This is a genomic window from Brevibacillus brevis (assembly GCF_900637055.1).
Taxonomy (GTDB): domain Bacteria; phylum Bacillota; class Bacilli; order Brevibacillales; family Brevibacillaceae; genus Brevibacillus; species Brevibacillus brevis.
In genome coordinates this window covers 6,340,261-6,357,834 of sequence record NZ_LR134338.1, presented here as the reverse complement: position 1 = coordinate 6,357,834, position 17,574 = coordinate 6,340,261, and the positions used below count along the sequence as shown (strand labels likewise).

At 49.1% G+C, this 17,574-nt stretch carries 15 protein-coding genes; 9 read left to right on the top strand and 6 right to left on the bottom strand.

The genetic code is table 11. The annotated features are described in order from the left end of the window. The first annotated feature begins 28 nt into the window (after positions 1-28). Entirely contained in the window at positions 29-574 is a 546-nt protein-coding gene (locus EL268_RS30805; protein WP_106654948.1) for a VanZ family protein, read from the top strand. A gap of 126 nt (positions 575-700) precedes the next feature. Here EL268_RS30805 and EL268_RS33035 read toward each other — a convergent pair whose 3' ends face one another. Then, positions 701-877 carry a hypothetical protein gene (locus tag EL268_RS33035; RefSeq protein WP_164724546.1) on the bottom strand — a complete coding sequence of 59 codons (177 nt, stop codon included), beginning with the start codon at positions 875-877 and terminating at the stop codon, positions 701-703. A 92-nt stretch (positions 878-969) separates the two neighbouring features. On the opposite strand from EL268_RS33035, the gene recQ reads away from it, so the two are divergent. Further along, a complete protein-coding gene (recQ, locus tag EL268_RS30800) occupies positions 970-2,745 on the top strand; it encodes a DNA helicase RecQ (RefSeq protein ID WP_106654947.1) in 1,776 nt (591 codons plus the stop codon). A 199-nt stretch (positions 2,746-2,944) separates the two neighbouring features. After that, positions 2,945-4,888: a bifunctional metallophosphatase/5'-nucleotidase gene (locus tag EL268_RS30795; RefSeq protein ID WP_373863424.1), complete on the top strand. Its 1,944-nt coding sequence runs from the start codon at positions 2,945-2,947 to the stop codon at positions 4,886-4,888. Between the two features lie 69 nt (positions 4,889-4,957). On the opposite strand, the gene lplT is transcribed toward EL268_RS30795, so the two are convergent. The 5 genes from lplT to EL268_RS33560 form a co-directional block, all read right to left on the bottom strand. Next, positions 4,958-6,148 (bottom strand): lysophospholipid transporter LplT, encoded by a 1,191-nt coding sequence (lplT, locus tag EL268_RS30790; protein WP_106654945.1) that lies wholly within the window; start codon positions 6,146-6,148, stop codon positions 4,958-4,960. A 1-nt stretch (position 6,149) separates the two neighbouring features. Next, entirely contained in the window at positions 6,150-8,258 is a 2,109-nt protein-coding gene (locus tag EL268_RS30785; protein WP_106654944.1) for an AMP-binding protein, read from the bottom strand. Between the two features lie 109 nt (positions 8,259-8,367). After that, on the bottom strand, positions 8,368-9,006 hold the full coding sequence (locus tag EL268_RS30780) for a response regulator (protein WP_106654943.1): 639 nt from the start codon (positions 9,004-9,006) through the stop codon (positions 8,368-8,370). A gap of 21 nt (positions 9,007-9,027) precedes the next feature. After that, positions 9,028-9,540, bottom strand: coding sequence for a sensor histidine kinase (locus EL268_RS33565; RefSeq protein WP_232030183.1), 513 nt, complete (start codon positions 9,538-9,540; stop codon positions 9,028-9,030). Positions 9,541-9,552: 12 nt separating this feature from the next. Further along, on the bottom strand, positions 9,553-10,401 hold the full coding sequence (locus tag EL268_RS33560; protein WP_232030181.1) for a hypothetical protein: 849 nt from the start codon (positions 10,399-10,401) through the stop codon (positions 9,553-9,555). Between the two features lie 199 nt (positions 10,402-10,600). Here EL268_RS33560 and EL268_RS30770 point away from each other — a divergent pair, with 199 nt between their 5' ends. From EL268_RS30770 to EL268_RS30745, 6 genes are all read left to right on the top strand, one after another. Continuing rightward, positions 10,601-13,279 carry a sigma-54-dependent transcriptional regulator gene (locus tag EL268_RS30770; RefSeq protein ID WP_106654942.1) on the top strand — a complete coding sequence of 893 codons (2,679 nt, stop codon included), beginning with the start codon at positions 10,601-10,603 and terminating at the stop codon, positions 13,277-13,279. 204 nt (positions 13,280-13,483) lie between these two features. Next, a complete protein-coding gene (locus EL268_RS30765) occupies positions 13,484-13,786 on the top strand; it encodes a PTS sugar transporter subunit IIB (RefSeq protein ID WP_015893830.1) in 303 nt (100 codons plus the stop codon). 13 nt (positions 13,787-13,799) lie between these two features. Next, complete coding sequence (gene celB, locus EL268_RS30760; protein ID WP_164724545.1) at positions 13,800-15,143, top strand: PTS cellobiose transporter subunit IIC; 1,344 nt, start codon at positions 13,800-13,802, stop codon at positions 15,141-15,143. A gap of 21 nt (positions 15,144-15,164) precedes the next feature. Beyond that, positions 15,165-15,911: a chitin disaccharide deacetylase gene (gene chbG / locus EL268_RS30755; protein ID WP_106654940.1), complete on the top strand. Its 747-nt coding sequence runs from the start codon at positions 15,165-15,167 to the stop codon at positions 15,909-15,911. A 12-nt stretch (positions 15,912-15,923) separates the two neighbouring features. Next, positions 15,924-16,250 (top strand): PTS sugar transporter subunit IIA, encoded by a 327-nt coding sequence (locus tag EL268_RS30750; RefSeq protein ID WP_106654939.1) that lies wholly within the window; start codon positions 15,924-15,926, stop codon positions 16,248-16,250. Then, positions 16,247-17,569, top strand: coding sequence for a 6-phospho-beta-glucosidase (locus EL268_RS30745; RefSeq protein WP_106654938.1), 1,323 nt, complete (start codon positions 16,247-16,249; stop codon positions 17,567-17,569). The genes EL268_RS30750 and EL268_RS30745 overlap by 4 nt, the downstream gene beginning before the upstream one ends. Positions 17,570-17,574: the final 5 nt, after the last annotated feature.

Genomic DNA, 17,574 nt, shown 5'->3' with positions numbered 1-17,574 from the left:
GCGAATCAGATGGAGAGAGGGTTTGACAATGGATAACGTGCAAAAAATGGAGAGACCGACAGAACTGCTTGCTATTGCTGGTTATGCAGTGTTTGCCCTCTACTTGTTTCTCGTCGTGAAGGTACTGCTGTTTAAATTCGGCAGTTTAGATACCAGCTTGCTATTGGACCAGTGGAAAATCATTTGGAGCGATCCGTCTGTGATTGCGGACCGGTTGCGCCACCGAAGTAATTTGGTGCCGTTTCACGAAATCGAAAACTATGTCAAAGGCATTCGGTATAACCAAAGCTGGCATAGTGCGGTGAACTTCGTAGGAAACGTGATCGCCTTCATGCCGCTAGGCTTCTTGCTGCCGCTTTTGTTCCCGAAAAAAGCAGGCTCACTGTTCAGAGTCATCCTGCTATCCCTAATGTTAAGCTTCGGTGTGGAACTGACACAACTCGTAATGAACGTCGGAACATTCGATGTCGATGATTTGCTCCTGAATACAGCGGGCGGTATTATTGGGTATGTGGTCTACTTGTTCATTTGGCTTCTACAGAAAAAACGATTCATCTATTCGGTAACTTCATAGGCTACTTATTAGGCACCCATGTGGTGCTTTTTGTATTGTAAGAAAAGGTATGGATGAACCAGCAAAGCCGGTGAGAAGAAAAAGCACAGGGCTCGCAGACCTTGACAACGCCCACCCAGTCGGAACTTAAAAAAGGGGACCACGCTTGTCGAACACTTCTTCTTTGAGATACTTCCGCCCATAGGGTGGCTTTGGCTCGACGGTCCCCTTTTTTAAGTGGAGACGGCCAGTCAATCCCCCCTGCTGGCGTGTCAGAGTCGAAGAGAACTGTGCTTTTTCTTCCCCTCCACAATGTTGACTCAAACCAACCAGTCCCCCTTGTTTTGTCCCAATCCCTATGTTTACACTAATAGAGACCCATTGAAAATTCCTGTCGAAAGAGAAGGTGATTCTCTTTGTTAGATAAAGCGCAAGAGATTTTACGAAAGTACTTTGGCTACGAATCATTTCGAGAAGGCCAGAAGAAAATCATCACAAGCCTGTTAGCTGGACATGACACCGTAGGCATCATGCCAACAGGGGGCGGGAAATCGATCTGTTATCAAGTCCCAGCGATGCTCCAGGACGGCGTAACCATCGTGATCTCCCCACTCATCTCGCTGATGAAGGATCAGGTAGACGTGCTGGTCAGCATGGGCATTCCCGCCACCCAAATTAACAGCTCATTGGATTATAGCGAGGTTCGCGATCGCCTGCGTATGGCGGCTCAGGGAGAGTACAAGCTGTTGTATATCGCCCCGGAGCGTTTGGAATCCGAAGCGTTCCAAAACCTGATTCAGGATGTACCGATCTCGTTTGTAGCAGTGGACGAAGCGCATTGCGTCTCGCAGTGGGGGCATGATTTCCGTCCGAGTTATTTGGCGATTGCCCGTTTTCTTCAATCCTTGCCACAGCGCCCGCTCGTCGCAGCCTTGACCGCCACAGCGACTCCAGAGGTAACCGAGGACATCAAGCGACAGCTAGAATTAAAGGACGAGCGCCTTTTTATCACAGGGTTTGGCAGAGACAATCTCATCTTGTCTGTACGCAAGGGGGAGAACCGTCGAGAATTCATCCAGGCGTACTTGCGGGCGAATAAGCAGCAGGCGGGCATTATTTATGCGGCAACGAGAAAAGACGTGGACGCCTTGCATGCAGATTTGGACAAGCGTGGCTTTGCTGTGACCAAATACCATGCAGGACTGACGGAGGAGGAGCGTGCGGCCAACCAGGAAGCATTTCTGTTCGATGATGTCCGGACGATGATCGCGACCAACGCATTTGGCATGGGAATCGACAAGTCCAATGTGCGCTACGTCATTCATTACAACATGCCGAAAAACCTGGAGGCGTATTACCAGGAAGCAGGCCGTGCTGGACGCGATGGGGAGACAAGTGAGTGTATTCTACTGTTTCAGCCACAGGATATCCAGACGCAAACGTTTTTCATCGAGCAGAATCAACTGCTGGACGAGCGCAAGGAGCTTGAGTACAAAAAGCTGTACGCGATGATCGACTATTGCCGGACGCCGCGCTGCTTGCAGCAAAACATCGTGCAATACTTCGGAGAAACAGATGCTGCCGCGTGCGGACGTTGCGCGAACTGTACCGATGAGACCGAGCTGTCCGATATTACGCTCGAAGCACAGAAGATTTTCTCCTGCGTCAAACGTATGAGAGAGCGCTTCGGTGCCGCACTCGTCGCGCAGGTACTGAAAGGCTCGAAGAATAAAAAGGTCACTCAGTTTTCCTTCGATCAGTTGCCTACGTACGGTCTGATGAAGGAATACAAGGAAAAAGAGATCGCAGACTTGATCCAGCTCCTCATTGCCGAAGGCTATCTGCAAGTAACGGAGAGCCAATATCCAATCGTCAAGCTGGGGGAGCGGGCATTGCCTGTTCTGCGGGGCGAAGAGCGCGTCGTGCAAAAAATCTCGATACGTCCTGTGCAACTGACAGAGGATGACGAGTTGTTCGAGCACCTGCGCGCGTTGCGCAAGGAAATCTCGACGCGACAAAAAGTTCCTCCGTACGTGATTTTCCCAGACAGTACCTTGAAGGAAATGAGCAGTGTTTGCCCGACTGACAGAGAGGCCATGCTCAAGATCAAAGGAGTAGGCGAGGCGAAATTCGAGAAGTACGGGGAACTGTTTCTCGAATGCCTGCAAAACTATGCCGTAATGAAGTCGTGACATCCTCGTCACGGCTTTTTTTGCTATTTTTCCTTTCATATGCCTGCTATAGTTAGATAGCAAACCAGAATTTTCATATATAAAAGAATAGGAGGACAATAAGAGCAACACCATCGAGGGGCACTGACAGATTAAGAGAGACAGAGGGGAAAACATGAAAAAACTAGCGAAGGGCTTGTTAAGCGTAGCACTTGCATCCATGGTGCTTGGAAGTGCGATGATGGGGATCGCCGCACCGGTAAAAGCCGCAGAAACACCTACCAAAATTACGCTGCTGGGTACATCTGACATTCACGGACGATTCATGCCGTGGGATTATGCTTTGGATGGCCCGAATCAAAATGGCAGCATGACGCAGTTGTTCACGATGATTAAAGAGATTCGCAAAGAAAATCCAAACACCGTGTTGATGGATGCAGGCGATTCGATCCAAGACAACTCGGCAGAGCTGTTCAATGACCAACCGCAGTCTCCTGTCATGGTCGCGATGAACGAAATGAACTATGACGCATGGGCTTTTGGCAATCATGAATTTAATTTTGGACTTGATGTATTAGACAAGGTCAGCAGCCAATACAAAGGCGCTGTTTTGGCAGGAAACATTTACAAGGAAAACGGCGAGCGCTTTCTCCCGGCGTATACGATCATTGAGCGTGCCGGCGTAAAAATCGGCGTCATTGGGATGAATACGCCGATGATTACCGATTTCGAAAAAGGAACCGATCATCTGGATGGCCTCGTGATCAAAAACCCGGTAGAAGAAACCAAGAAAGCCGTAAAAGAGCTGGAAGGCAAAGTAGACGTCATGATCGGTCTCATGCACATGGGCATCGAGAATGAAAACGGAATTCCGGGTACGGGCGTAGCAGATATTGCGAACGCCGTTCCAGAACTGACCGCGATTTTTGCAGGGCACATGCACAAGCTTGTGAAAAAGGAAGAGATCAACGGTGTCCTGATCACAGAGCCGGATAAATACGGAACGCATCTCTCTCGCATTGACCTGACTTTCGAGAAAAAAGACGGCAAGCTCGTGCTGACTGACAAGGAAGCGACTGCGGTCCCTGTAAAAGGCGCAGATGGCACACTGGCGGTATCCGATGCAGCGCTGGAGACCAAGCTCAAGCCTTTCCATGAATTCGCGCGTGCAGATGCCAACATCGTCGTAGCAGAGCTTAAAGGCATGGATCTGGTGCCGAAAAACGAGATCGAGGGCATCCCGACGGTCCAAATTCAGGAGACGCCGCTATCTGACTTTTTCCATGAAGTGATGCTCTACTACAGCAAGGCAGACGTGGTTGCTCACCAGATCGACAACGACAAAGCCAAGCTGGATGTCGGTCCGATCAAGAAAAAGGATATCGCCTACAACTACCAATACGCAGGTGGCGAGATTACCGTTTATAAAGTAACCGGAAAAGACTTGAAGGACTATATGGAATGGGCGGTGGGCTACTTCAATTCCACGCGCGCTGGTGACGTGACCGTAAGCTTTGATCCAAAACGCCGCGCTTCCAAATACAGCACGAACGATTTCTTCGGTGGCGTGAAATACGAAATTGACCTGACCAAGCCGTACGGCAGCCGCATCACGAACCTGCGCAAGCTCGATGAGACACCGATCAAGGCTACAGATAGCTTGAAGCTCGGAATGAACGCATACCGAATGGAAGCTTTGCAAGCAAAAGGTGGCGCGTTGGAAGGACGCAAGTTTGAACAGCTTTGGTCTTCCAAGGACAACAGTGCGTTTGGTGAAACAGGTGGAACGATCCGCAACCGTGCTATTGCGTACCTGAAAGAAGTGAAAAAAGGCGTTTACGAGCCAAAAGTACAAAACAACTGGAAGATTACAGGTGTGGACGCCACTGCACCTGAACGCAAGGACGTAGTAGAGCTGATCAATGCAGGTATTCTGAGCGTTCCGAAAACGGCAGATGGCAAATACACCAATATCGCTTCCATCAACATCAAGGACGCGGTAACCAAAGAAGAAATCACCGAGCTGTCTGCAAAAGCAAAAGTCGATGCAGCGAAGTTTTCGTCCGTCAAAACAAAAGGTGAATTTTATCAGCAACTGAACGAAGCGAGAAAGGCTGCGGAGAAATCGGGTACACCGACAACTAATACGCAGCAAAAGAAATAGCATAGATTGACGCAAGAAAGCCGTGACGCTAGTAGTCACGGCTTTTTCTTTTTCTATGACGCAAACCTGTCAACGAACGATTCTTCTGCGATACTTCACCAAGTACAGCAGGAACCCGAGCAGCAGCAGCCCTTGACCAACAATCGCACCGGAGATGGAGATGCCGATATAGGTGATCAGGTAGTAAATGCCGGAGCCGACTGCCATCAGCAGATTCTCGATGAAGTTCTGAATCGCAATCGTTTTCCCGGAACCAACCATCCGCTTGCCTTCGTCCTGCAAGACGGTATTCATCGGGATAATGAACACGCCGCCCATGAATCCAACGAGAAGCAATAGACAGATCGCAACAAAGGTGATATTCGTCCAAGGAAATAGAACGATGATGAGAAACATTCCGAATCCGTATGTCAGCGATCGAGTGAAATGAGACAAAGGAATGAGCTTCGGAGCGAGAAAAGCTCCGGCGATAATTCCGATGGATGTCGTCGCAAGAATCAGCGATACAGAGAAGCTCTCCGGGTTAATCCCAAGCGCGAGGGGAATCCAGGCCAGAACGGCCACGCGCAGGACAGCAGAGGACATCCAGAATGCTCCGGTTCCAATCAGGGCAAAGCTCGTTTCCGGACGATTCATCAGGTGCTGGAAGTCGATGAAAAAGCGTCGTGCTTCTGCCCCATAGCGAATCGATGCATCCCCTCTCATGCGCGGAATGAAGAAAGTCATGCCAAGCGACAGCAGATAGATCAGCAGACAAATTCCTGACGAGATAAGCGGCGCTGTCATGTTAGCGATTGCTCCACCACCACCGATTCCTGTCAAAATCGCAAAGATCGTATAGGCTTCGATGCGTGCATTCGCATGAAACAGTTCATCTTCATTTCGAGTCAGCTCCGGCAAGATTCCGTACTTGGCCGGAGAATACACGACCGCTCCGACTCCGACTGTGAAGTAACACAACATCAGCATCATGATGCTCGACTGGTCAATGAAAAACAGCAGGACGACACCAAGCGCTTTAATCAGGTTGCCAATCACCAGTACGATTGACTTGGCGTGCTTGTCGGCAAAAGGCCCAACCAGTGGAGCGAGAAAAACGTAAGGGAGAAAGAATGAAATCGATACGAGTGCAAGCATCGCGGGAGAAAAACCGTTCTCCCGCAGCAGATTCGCGATGACAAACAAAATCATGTTGTCGGCAAAGGCCGATAGAAATTGAGTGAAGTACAGGGCTTGTAGTGGTTTTAATCGTATGTTCACATCATTTTCCTCCCGTTTCGGCCAGCTGTTTCAGACTGACGTAATCCGTTTTGCCGCTGCCGAGAAGTGGTAGAGCCTTGATGATTTGCATCGTACCTGGGATGAGCAGTGGCGAGTATTGTTTTTCCGTCAAATACGCGCGCAATTGGCTCAGTTGAACCGATTCATCTGTGGTAAACAGCAGGACACGCTCACCTTTTCGCGGATCATTCACTGTGATCGCAGCAAAACCGGAGTGTCCGAAGCATTGCATAGCCAGTTCTTCAACCAGATTGAGCGAAACCATCTCGCCGCCGATTTTGGCGAAGCGCTTCAGGCGGGATTGGATGCTGAAAAAGCCGTCCTTGTCAGCTGTAACCAAATCACCTGTGTGGTACCATTCCTCAGCCGGTACAAAGCCTTTTCCGTGAATCATATAACCCTTCATGACGTTTGGACCCTTCACCAACAGCTCTCCGCCAGCCTCGATTCCTTCGACTGGTTCCAGCTTGGCGGTCATCCCAGGCATCAAACGACCGACGGTTCCTGGTTTGTTAGCCAGCGGGGTGTTTAGCGACAGGATCGGAGCTGTTTCCGTTGCCCCATAGCCTTCAAAAATCCGCACACCGAACTTTTCCATCCACAGCTTGCGCACATCGTCTTTCAGTTTTTCTGCTCCTGCAAATACATAGCGCAAGGAGTAGAAGTTGTAAGGATGGGCCATACGTCCGTAACCAGCCATAAAGGTCGAGGTTCCGAAGAGGATCGTTGCGTTTTGATCATAGACCAATTCTGAAATCGCCTTGTAATGCAACGGACTTGGATACAGATAAACCGGGATGCCTTTCACTACCGGCAAGAGTGTTCCTGCAGTAAGACCGAAGCTATGGAACATAGGCAGGGCATTGAAAAACTTGTCGCGACTCGTAATGTCAATCACACTGGTCACTTGTTGAATATTCGCGTACAGATTCGTATGCGTCAGGATGACACCTTTTGGCTTGCTCTCACTGCCGGAGGTGAAGAGGATCAGCTCGTTGCTAGTCGCAGAAGCCTTTTTCTTCCGCAAATAAGAGAAGAGTGCGGACACTTTGTCAAAAGCAGTCGCGGATGCTTTCAAATCCTCGAGATAAACAATTTTCATGCTGGGTGAAAGACCTGCGATGATGTGCTCCAGCTTCCCTTTTTCAATGAATACACGCGACGTCAGGATCGTATCGATATGGGCAGTCTCACAGCAATCCAGCAAGGAACGAATGCCAAGCGAAAAGTTCAGGATGGCTGGAGTGGCTCCGATGCGGAACAACGATAGCAACGTTACGAGATGACCTACTGAATTGGGAAGGAATACACCGACGACCGGTTTTCCCAAGAGCATTGGCTGCAATTTGTTGCCGAGTAAGTAGCTGCCGATTAACAAGGTCTTGTAGTCGATCGCGGACGTCAGATCCTTGGCGATCTCCATTTTTGCACCATTCAGGCGTGCTGCTTCGAGAACTTCATCAAACAGATTCACGTTTTGCTTCATCCGGCTCTCGAACAAGCCTTCTTGGAGAATACGCAGGATACGATCATTGGCCGTGGCTTTTTGTTCGCGCATCGACAGGTTCTGATCGCGCTCGATGGTGAACGGAGTGCCTACTGTCATGGTTACATCTGGGAACCAGGAGAGCTTCAGCTTTCCTTTCAAATACGAGAAGATCGAACGTTCCAGGCCATTAATGATGATCGGGTAAACCGTTACGCCAGTGCGTAGAGCGAGATAGCCGACACCGCTGTAGATTTTCATGATGCCGCCCGTCGTCGTGATCCGACCTTCTGGGAAAATCACCAGCGTCTGTCCGTTGCGGAGGACGCGAAGCATGTGACGGATGGAGTACGGATTGAGTGGATCGATCGCGATATGCTTGCGGAAGCGGAGGAAAAACGCAAACCGCTTGGCGATCTCCGTGTTGACGACAAAGGTCGCTTCTTTTGGCAAGCAAAACGACAAGAGTACGGCATCTAGCAAGGAGACGTGATTGGGAGTGATAAGAGATGGCTTCGACAAGTCAATTTTGGAGAGTCCAAGCACACGAGGGCGAAACCACAGCATCAGGATCGTTTTTACGAAAGAATAAATAAGGGCCATGTGGACCACACCTTTACAAAGGATAATTTGCGTTGCTCTATAGCTTTCATTGTAAAGAGTGGGGCATGTAAAAAAAGTACCAACATTCATTGGTACCTGGTAATAAGACCTAGAATAGCTTTTTTTGGCTGGCTTTTGCGGCCGCTTCCTTGCTTGTTTTGACGCCCATTTTTTTGAGGATTCGGTTGATGTGATTTTTGATCGTACGCTTCGTGATGTGGAGAGATTGTTCAATCTGCGTTTGCGTATGACCTTGGTGGATTAGTTGTAGGATGTCCCTTTCTGCGGGAGACAACAGCTTTTGATTTTCATCGTTTTTCAAACGCAAAAATTCGTTGCGCAGTGCCGCAGCCGCTGTAGGGTGAATGGCAGATTGCCTGTTGTGAGCAGCACGGATGGCGTCAGGAATTTCCTTGAAGCTCGATTTGCTGATGTAATTGACGGCACCCGCTGAGAAGGATTCCACAATCACAGCCTCATCTGTCAGAGAGGTGAGCATGATGATTTTACTGTCAGCCTGGAGTGCCATGAATTCGATTGCCGTCTCGATCCCATCCAAATTGTTCTCGGTCAAGTTAATGTCCATTAAGACGACATCCGCTTTGGCAGGCAAAAAGCGCTCGATTGCTTCTGCTTTGAACCCGGCTTCCCCTACTACAGTAAGATCCGGTTCTTTGTTCAGGAAGTCAATGAGACCTTTGCGCCAGACGGGATCGTCCTCTACTAAAAATACCCTGATTGGATTCATGTGTGTGTTTGCGTCCTTTCGCTATTCAGAGTCGTTTATGATGACGCGCTTTTTCGGGAAGAACAGGAAAACGGTGGTTCCTTTGCCTTGCTCACTGTAGATTTCCAGTTGGCCCTGATGCTTTTGCATGACATTGTAGCAGTAGGAGAGCCCAAGACCAAAATTTTGCCCTGTCCTTTTTGTCGAGAAAAAAGGATCGAGCACGTGAGGCAGGTTCTCTTTTGTGATGCCTGTGCCTGTGTCTGCGACAGTGATGATGAGATGCTTGTGGGACAAAAATAGCTGAAGATGGAGCTTGCCGCCCGACTTCATGGCTTCCAGCGCATTCATGCACAAGTTGGTGATGACTTCGCGCAGTTGTACTCCATCGCCATACAAGCGAAGTGTTTCGTCCAATTCACTAACAACTTCTACCTGTTGTTTCAGGATATAGGGTGTCAAATTTTGTGTGACTTGCCCGATGATTTGGCCGGGGTCACATGGTTCTTCGCGCAGCTCGACGTCCCGCAGCTGGTTTTGAATCCGATTCATCATGTCCAGCATATGCTATTGCATCAGGACAAGCGCGTCTTCTTTTAGCGACGGCTGGTTGGTTTCATCTGCATATGTCTCGATACGGTCGGCATACAGCGAGATTTTGCCTGCTTCATTTTTGATCGTATGGTTAATGATTTGCGCACCGGAGGTCAAGGCGCGCAAGGTACTGTCCAGACGTTTTTTTTCTACGCGGAGACGGACGCCAAGGAAGCCGTATTTCAGACTGATGGCAACGATCAGGATAAACTGGATCGTGACTACGAGCATGTTGTAGCGCCAAGCTTCGTAATCGTTCTGGATACGCATGATGTAGATGAAAATAAAGACGAAAAACAACGGAACGATGATGAGTACGTTCGTGAAAAAGCTGTTCTTTTTCACGAGTGGATCTTTTTCTCTCATGTACTGCACGACAAGCAGCGTACAGGAGAACAGAAAAAACGGAATCACCCATGCCACCATAATCCAGTAGTTAAAAAGCAGCTCGGGATAAACGGGTGTAATCCAAAGCATCCCAAGTGGCATGAGAAGAGCAGCGTATTGTATCGTCAGCTTTACTCTGCGAGACAAAAATTCAGCTGAGTGTACGGCAAACATGAGAAACGTGTAGGGCAAACCCGCTTGGCAAATAAAAGAAGAGATGCGGCTTGCCAATATCAGGGTGTTCGTGGTCCCGGGCTTTGCGGCCAGGTAATCTGCAAAATAGGGCATGATCGTCTCGTCAATCACGCCTGAGATAAAGCCCCCAGCTCCAACAAAGGCAGTCGCACAAGCCCAGCGGATTGATGTTCGTTTCGGGTCTGTGAACAGCACGAACAGACCTAATGCCCATATGGTAAACAAGATGAAAACCATCATGGATTTGCTATCTCCTGTCAATCATTATTTATCTATTATATCGTACACCAGGGAAAGGAGACGGAAAAATAAATCAACGGGACAAAAACGGGGGAAGGGGGAAAAGAGCAGCAAGCAGGTTTTTCCAAATATTCGTGGAATTGAAAAGGATTGGTTGTGCATTTCGTGACTTTCTATCTATTCAACGGCGGGTGATAGAGTGAAACGATTAGATTTAATATTCCAGACGTTGGTAGACGCTGGTCCTGATAAAAAAGTAAGCGCTTCAGAGTTGGCTGAGCGGCTTGGTTTGAGTCGAGCGAATGTGAGCAGCGATTTGAACCGTTTGTGGAAGGAAGGCCGAATCGAGAAGGAAGAAGGGCGTCCGACGCTGTTTTTTGCCAAGCAAGGAAACGATTCGCTCTATTTGGCGGAGACGTCGCTGGACAGGCTGGCGAAAACCAACAAGAGCCTGATCACGCGTATTGAGCAGGCAAAGGCGGCCGTTTTGTATCCGCCGAGAGGGATGCATTGCTTGATTTTGGGGGAAACGGGTGTGGGTAAATCGTGGTTTGCTGGGATGATTCACGAGTTTGCCGTTGATATTGGACGCCTGGATAAGCGTGCTCCTTTCGTGATTTTTAACTGTGCTGATTATGCCAACAACCCCCAGCTTTTAATCAGTCAATTGTTCGGAGTCAAAAAAGGGGCGTATACCGGAGCGGAGATGGACCGCAAAGGACTGGTGGAAAAGGCAGACGGTGGCATTCTATTCCTCGATGAAGTGCATCGGCTGCCAGCGGAAGGACAGGAAATCTTTTTTACTTTTATGGATAAGGGGATTTTCCGCCGCGTAGGGGAAACCGAGGTGGAGCGGACTGCTCAGGTCCAGATTCTTATGGCTACGACTGAGAATCCGGAGTCGAGTCTCTTAAAAACGTTCATGAGGCGTATTCCCATGGTGATCAAGCTGCCATCGTTAGTAGAGCGTGGCTTGGAAGAGCGTTTCCGAATTACGATGGAAATTTTCCAAGAAGAGGCTTTCCGGTTGGGGAGAGAGATTCAGATATCAGCCAATGCTGTACAGGCGTTCTTGTGCTACCACTGCCCAAATAATATTGGACAGTTAAAAACAGATATTCAGCTCACCTGCGCCAGCGCTTATGCCGAGTTTATTTCGTTAAAGAAAAATCAACTGCATGTGTCGGTCCAAGACCTGCCGCATCATGTCAAGCAAGGGCTTCTTTTGGTGAAGGATTACAAGCAGGAGCTGGATCAAATCATCGGGACGGAGCACAATTACTTTGTCGTGCAGCCTTCTAAGGAAGGCATTTGGATCGGACGGGAAACAGGGGATGCGACGGACAGTGTCTACGAAAAGATCGAACAAAAAATACATGAGCTGCAAAACCTCGGTGTGAGTGAGGAAGAATTGGAGTTTGATATCGAGAATTATTTTACGACCTTTATCAAAGGTGTCCATCAACGAGTGAATAAGGGCGACATGGCCCGGATTATCGACCCGTTCATCATTCACCTTGTGGAAGAGATCGTTCGCTTCGCAGAGGCCAAGCTGGAGAAGATTTTGAGCCAGAAGGTGATCTTTGGTCTCGCGCTGCATATTCAGACATCGAAGGAGCGCCTCGCACAAGGCAAACAGATCGTAAATCCGCAAATCAACCATGTGCGAATCAAATACAAGAAAGAGTTTGCTGTGGCGCTCGAGTGCGTGCGCATGATAGAAGAAGCGATACTCATGGATCTGCCGATTGGTGAGGCTGGATATTTGACCATGTTTTTCGTGCTCGACGATGTCAGCATGGAGGAAGAGCGGGAAACAATCGGGGTGCTCGTGATTACGCACGGCAGCGGCGGTGCGACAGCGATGGTCGATGTGACGAACCGATTGCTGGTCACACAGTATGCGAGAGCCATTGACCTGCCGCTTGAAGAAGATTCCATGAGTGTTTTAGAAAAAGCACTGAAAGTAGCCAGAGAGATCGGGAGCAAGGCTGGAATGCTGTTGCTCGTAGATATGGGGTCGCTGCTCGGCTTTGGCGAGATTATTGAGAGGGAGATCGGCATTCCGGTCAAGGTCATTCCGATGGTCAGCACACCACATGTGATTGAGGCCACTCGGAAGGCCATGCTCGGTCATTCGCTGGAGGACGTTTATCGAGATGTCGTGGGAATGTCACTCTACCAGCGGGAGGAGCAGCCGAAAGAGCAGGTGCAAAAGCATGTTCCGGCGCTGACGATCGTCGCTGCCTGCCTGTCTGGGGAAGGCAGTGCCTTGTTTTTGAAAAAGCTGCTGGAATCGAGGCTCCGATACGACGAAAATCTGCTGGAATTTGTGCCGCTGCAACTGATCGATAAGGTACAGGCCCGCAGTCAGCTTCGAAAAATCAAGGAGGAGAGAAAAATTCTCTTCGTGGTGAGCAATTACATTCTCGACCGCGAGTTGCGCCACCATAGCATGGATGATGTTTTGAACGGAGAGGCGATGTCGGATATCCAGCAAGTGATCGACCTGGAAGAGGCCTACCTGAAGATGCAAGAGTCGCTGGGGGAGCATCTGCAAATGGTAGATGGACAAGACATTCTCGCTGACGTGAGAATGTGTGTCGGCCGTATGGAAGAGCGACTGAACAATTATTTGGTTTTTGACACGCGAATTGGGGCCTACTTGCACATCTGCTGCTTGGTAGATCGTTTGAAAGCAGGGGCGCAATCAGTGGCGTATATACAAAAAGACAGCTTTTTACTGGAGAACCGCAAGCTGTACAGCTTAATCCGCCATGAATTATTGCCGCTGGAAGACAAGTATGAGGTAGCGATCAGTGAGGACGACGTTTGCTTTATCATGAATTTCTTTATACACAATAAAACACTGGCGTAATCAGTGTTTTATTTTTTGTCTTTTCCAGCTTTAAAATCAAACACTACAGCGCTTACATAAAAACACTAATGAGGATGACAGGCGATGAAGCAGCGAAATAAGACTAACCATGCGGTTTTTCTGGAAAGCGCATACATTTTTTGGTGTTTTGGCACGTAACTTGCTCTTACAAAAAGGCATAACTCGTCGAGAGGAGGGGGTACAATGAATATTTTATTGTGTTGTGCAGCGGGTATGTCGACAAGCTTGCTGGTTCAAAAAATGGAGGAGGCTGCCAGAGAAAAAGGGTTGGACGCTAAAATATGGGCAGTTTCCGCAGATGAAGTGAAGAATCATATCGATCAAGCAGCAGTGCTCTTGTTGGGGCCACAAGTTCGTTACAAGCTGACAGAGATGAAAAAAGAAGGGGCATCCAGAGGAATTCCTGTAGACGTAATCAGTACCGTCGATTACGGAACGTTGAACGGGAAAAACGTGCTTGAGTTTGCACTTCGTCTAAAACAGTAGGAGGGGGATGCGTATGGGCGGATTTGTTTCTTTTATGGAAAACCGCATGATGCCGGTAGCGGGAAAAATGGCAGAGCAAAAGCATCTGCAGGCCATTCGTGACGGAATTATCCTTACTTTGCCTTTGTTGATCATTGGTTCTCTGTTCCTCATCATTGGCTTCATACCGATCCCTGGCTATGACGAATTCATGGGCGGTATTTTCGGTGAAAAATGGCGGACGAAGCTGCTGTATCCGGTAGGTGCTACTTTTGACGTCATGGGATTGATTGTCAGTTTTGGCGTCGCCTACCGACTGGCAGAGAAATACAAGGTCGATCCGCTGTCGGCTGGAGCGATTTCTGTCGCTTCCTTCCTGCTCGCTACTCCGTATAAAGTAATGTTCACCCCTGAGGGAGCGAGTGCAGCCCAAGAGGTAGGTGGAGTCATTCCACTTACGCTGATGGGTAGCCAAGGATTGTTTGTAGCCATGATATTGGCGATTTTAGGAACGGAGATTTACCGTAAAATCATCCAAATGAAAATCGTCATCTCCATGCCACCCGGAGTTCCCCCTGCCGTTTCCCGTTCGTTTGTAGCATTGATTCCTGCGGGTGCTGTGCTTATCGTTGTCTGGCTGATTCGGATTCTGCTGGAAAACACCTCTTTTGAAAGTATTCATAATATTGTAAAAGATTTGCTAGTCGGTCCATTGAGTGTGGTCGGCAGCAGCCTGATTGGCGCCATCATCTGTGTATTGCTTATTCATGTACTCTGGGCTGTCGGTTTGCATGGTGCGGCGATAGTCGGTGGCATTATGAGTCCCATCTGGCTGACATTGATGGACCAGAACAGAGCGGCGTTTCAGGCAAATCCAAACGGTGAATTGCCGAACGTCGTCACCACGCAATTTTTTGACATGTGGATATATGCAGGGGGATCAGGTGCCACTTTGGCTCTCGTTGTCCTGATGGTATTCATGGCACGCAGCAAACAGATGAAAAACATCGGCAGACTCTCGATCGGACCTGGTTTGTTTAACATCAATGAACCGGTCATCTTCGGAATGCCGATCGTCATGAACCCGCTCTTGATTATTCCGTTTGTATTTACCCCTGTCTTATTGGTTATTATCAGCTATTTTGCGATGTCGCTCGGATGGGTAGCAAAGCCAAGCGGGGTATCTGTTCCGTGGACGACACCATTATTTGTCAGCGGATATTTGGCTACAGGCGGAAAAGTATCGGGGATGGTTCTTCAAGCGGTGAATTTCCTCATCTCGCTCGCGATCTACTATCCGTTCTTCCGCTTGTGGGATAAACAAAAGGTAAGTGAAGAAAAAGCTGGTACTGCTTCCGATACAGCTGTGACTATGTAATCGCTAGAGGAGAGGCTATCTATGAAATTGATTGTGAATGCAGACGATTTTGGGTATTCCAAAGGCGTCAATCTGGGCATCGTCGAAGCGCATCGGGAAGGAGTCGTTACTTCTGCGACCTTGATGGTCAATATGGAGGGATTCGAGCACGCTGTAGGGCTGGCAAAAGAACATCCAACGCTCGGAGTAGGCATTCATCTGGTACTCACATGCGGATTGCCAGTCAGTCAGGATGTGCCATCGCTAACGGATGGAGAGGGGCGTTTTCGACGCGGGCAAGATCATTTGACATCTGCTGCACCGGAGGAGATCGAGCGGGAGCTGCGGGCTCAATTGAAGAGGTTCGTGGCGTCAGGGCTCAAGCTGACGCATATCGACAGCCACCACCATGTACATGCACATCCAGCCGTTTTGCCGATTGTTCTGAAGCTGGCAGAGGAATACAGGGTGCCAGTTCGCTATCCGTGGATGTCCGGGTCTCAGGAGCAGCGAGACCAGTCGAGTGTTTTGACGACAGAAGGCTTTTCTCATCATTTTTATGGAGATGACCTAACCGTACAATCCTTCGTCAGGATCGTAGAGGATATGGCAGATTATCCTGTAGTTGAGATCATGACGCACCCTGCTTATTTGGACGAAGCGATACTGACAGGCAGCTCATACGCAAAGCAACGAACCACAGAATTGAAAATCTTAACGGCAGCAGAGTTAAAGCAATACATTCGTGATCAAAAAATACAGCTCGTGACTTTTAGCGAACTTGGATAGGTGGAGATAGATTTGGACCATACAGACGTTATTTTTCAACTAATACTTCACGGAGGAAACGCGCGGAGTCTGGCAATGGAAGCAATCGCTCTGGCTAAAAATAGAGACATGTCAGGCGCAGAGGACGCGTTGAAGCGTGCAGGAGAAGAGCTCGGTCGTGCACACCAAAATCAAACGGCACTTATCCAGAAGGAGATAGCGGGCGAAAAGACTGAGATCAGCATGCTCTTGATTCACGCCCAGGATCATTTGATGAACGCGATAACAGTCAAGGATTTGGCTACGGAGTTTGTCGAGCTGTACAGCCAAATCCATGCAGGGAAGGAGGCAGGAGTATGAGTGGAATCAAAATTGTAACGATCGGTGGAGGGTCTAGCTATACACCTGAGCTGGTGGAAGGCTTCATCAAACGCTACGATGAATTGCCCGTGCGGGAATTGTGGCTGGTGGACATTCCGGAGGGCGAGAAAAAGCTGCAAACAGTAGGTGCCCTGGCCAAAAGGATGGTAGAGAAGGCAGGGGTGCCTATCGAGATCCATTTGACGATGGATCGGCGAAAAGCACTTGCGGGCGCAGATTTTGTTACGACACAAATGCGCGTAGGCCTGTTGGACGCGCGGATCAAGGATGAGCGTATTCCTTTGAAATACGGAGTAATCGGTCAGGAAACCAATGGCCCCGGCGGCTTGTTTAAAGGCTTGCGTACCATTCCGGTCATAATGGACATTTGTCGCGACATGGAAGAGCTATGTCCAGATGCTTGGCTGATTAACTTCACGAATCCGGCGGGTATGGTCACAGAGGCAGTGCTGCGATATACCAACCGCAAAAAGGTCATTGGGCTGTGCAATGTTCCCATCGGGATGAAAATGGGTGTTGCCACTGTTTTAGGGGTCGAGCAATCGCGGGTTCATATTGATTTTGCCGGATTGAATCATATGATCTTCGGACTGGGTGTGTACCTGGATGGGGAAAATGTCATTTCCCAGGTAATCGATAAGATCACGGGTGATCAATCGGGTATTACGATGCAAAACATTTTGGACCTTGGTTGGGATAAAGATTTCATCAAAGCATTGGGGATTCTCCCGTGCCCGTATCATCGTTACTACTACCAGACCCGCACGATGCTTGAGCATGAGCTGGAAGAAGCGGAGCAGAAGGGTACGCGGGCTGAAGTGGTCAAGCAGGTGGAAGCGGAGCTATTCGCACTCTACGAAGACCCAGACCTAGATATCAAGCCTCCGCAGTTGGAGAAGCGCGGCGGGGCCTATTACAGTGAGGCTGCTTGCAATCTGATTTACTCCATTTACAACGACAAGCGCGATATCCAGACGGTAAATGTTCGCAACAATGGAGCGATTGCCAGCATTCCGGATGATTCGGCAGTTGAAGTGAACTGCGTCATTACAAGAGAAGGACCGATTCCTTTGGCTGTTGGGGATTTGCCTGTTCCCGTGCGTGGACTCGTACAGCAAATCAAATCGTTTGAGCGAGTGGCAGCTGAGGCAGCTGTAACGGGTGATTACCATAAGGCGCTGTTGGCGATGAATATTAACCCGCTGGTGCCGTCTGATGTGATCGCCAAAAAAATACTCGATGAGATGCTGGAGGCGCACAAGGAGCATCTGCCCCAGTTTTTCAAGCCCGTCACATAAGGATG

Bases quoted from the DNA above. Each gene is read 5' to 3' on its own strand.
- EL268_RS30745 (WP_106654938.1), top strand. From the start codon at position 16,247: ATGAGTGGAATCAAAATTGTAACGATCGGTGGAGGGTCTAGCTATACA.
- EL268_RS30785 (WP_106654944.1), bottom strand. From the start codon at position 8,258: ATGGCCCTTATTTATTCTTTCGTAAAAACGATCCTGATGCTGTGGTTT.
- EL268_RS33560 (WP_232030181.1), bottom strand. From the start codon at position 10,401: ATGATGGTTTTCATCTTGTTTACCATATGGGCATTAGGTCTGTTCGTG.
- EL268_RS30780 (WP_106654943.1), bottom strand. From the start codon at position 9,006: ATGAATCCAATCAGGGTATTTTTAGTAGAGGACGATCCCGTCTGGCGC.
- EL268_RS30765 (WP_015893830.1), top strand. From the start codon at position 13,484: ATGAATATTTTATTGTGTTGTGCAGCGGGTATGTCGACAAGCTTGCTG.
- EL268_RS33565 (WP_232030183.1), bottom strand. From the start codon at position 9,540: ATGATGAATCGGATTCAAAACCAGCTGCGGGACGTCGAGCTGCGCGAA.
- EL268_RS30795 (WP_373863424.1), top strand. From the start codon at position 2,945: ATGGTGCTTGGAAGTGCGATGATGGGGATCGCCGCACCGGTAAAAGCC.
- chbG (WP_106654940.1), top strand. From the start codon at position 15,165: ATGAAATTGATTGTGAATGCAGACGATTTTGGGTATTCCAAAGGCGTC.
- celB (WP_164724545.1), top strand. From the start codon at position 13,800: ATGGGCGGATTTGTTTCTTTTATGGAAAACCGCATGATGCCGGTAGCG.
- EL268_RS30805 (WP_106654948.1), top strand. From the start codon at position 29: ATGGATAACGTGCAAAAAATGGAGAGACCGACAGAACTGCTTGCTATT.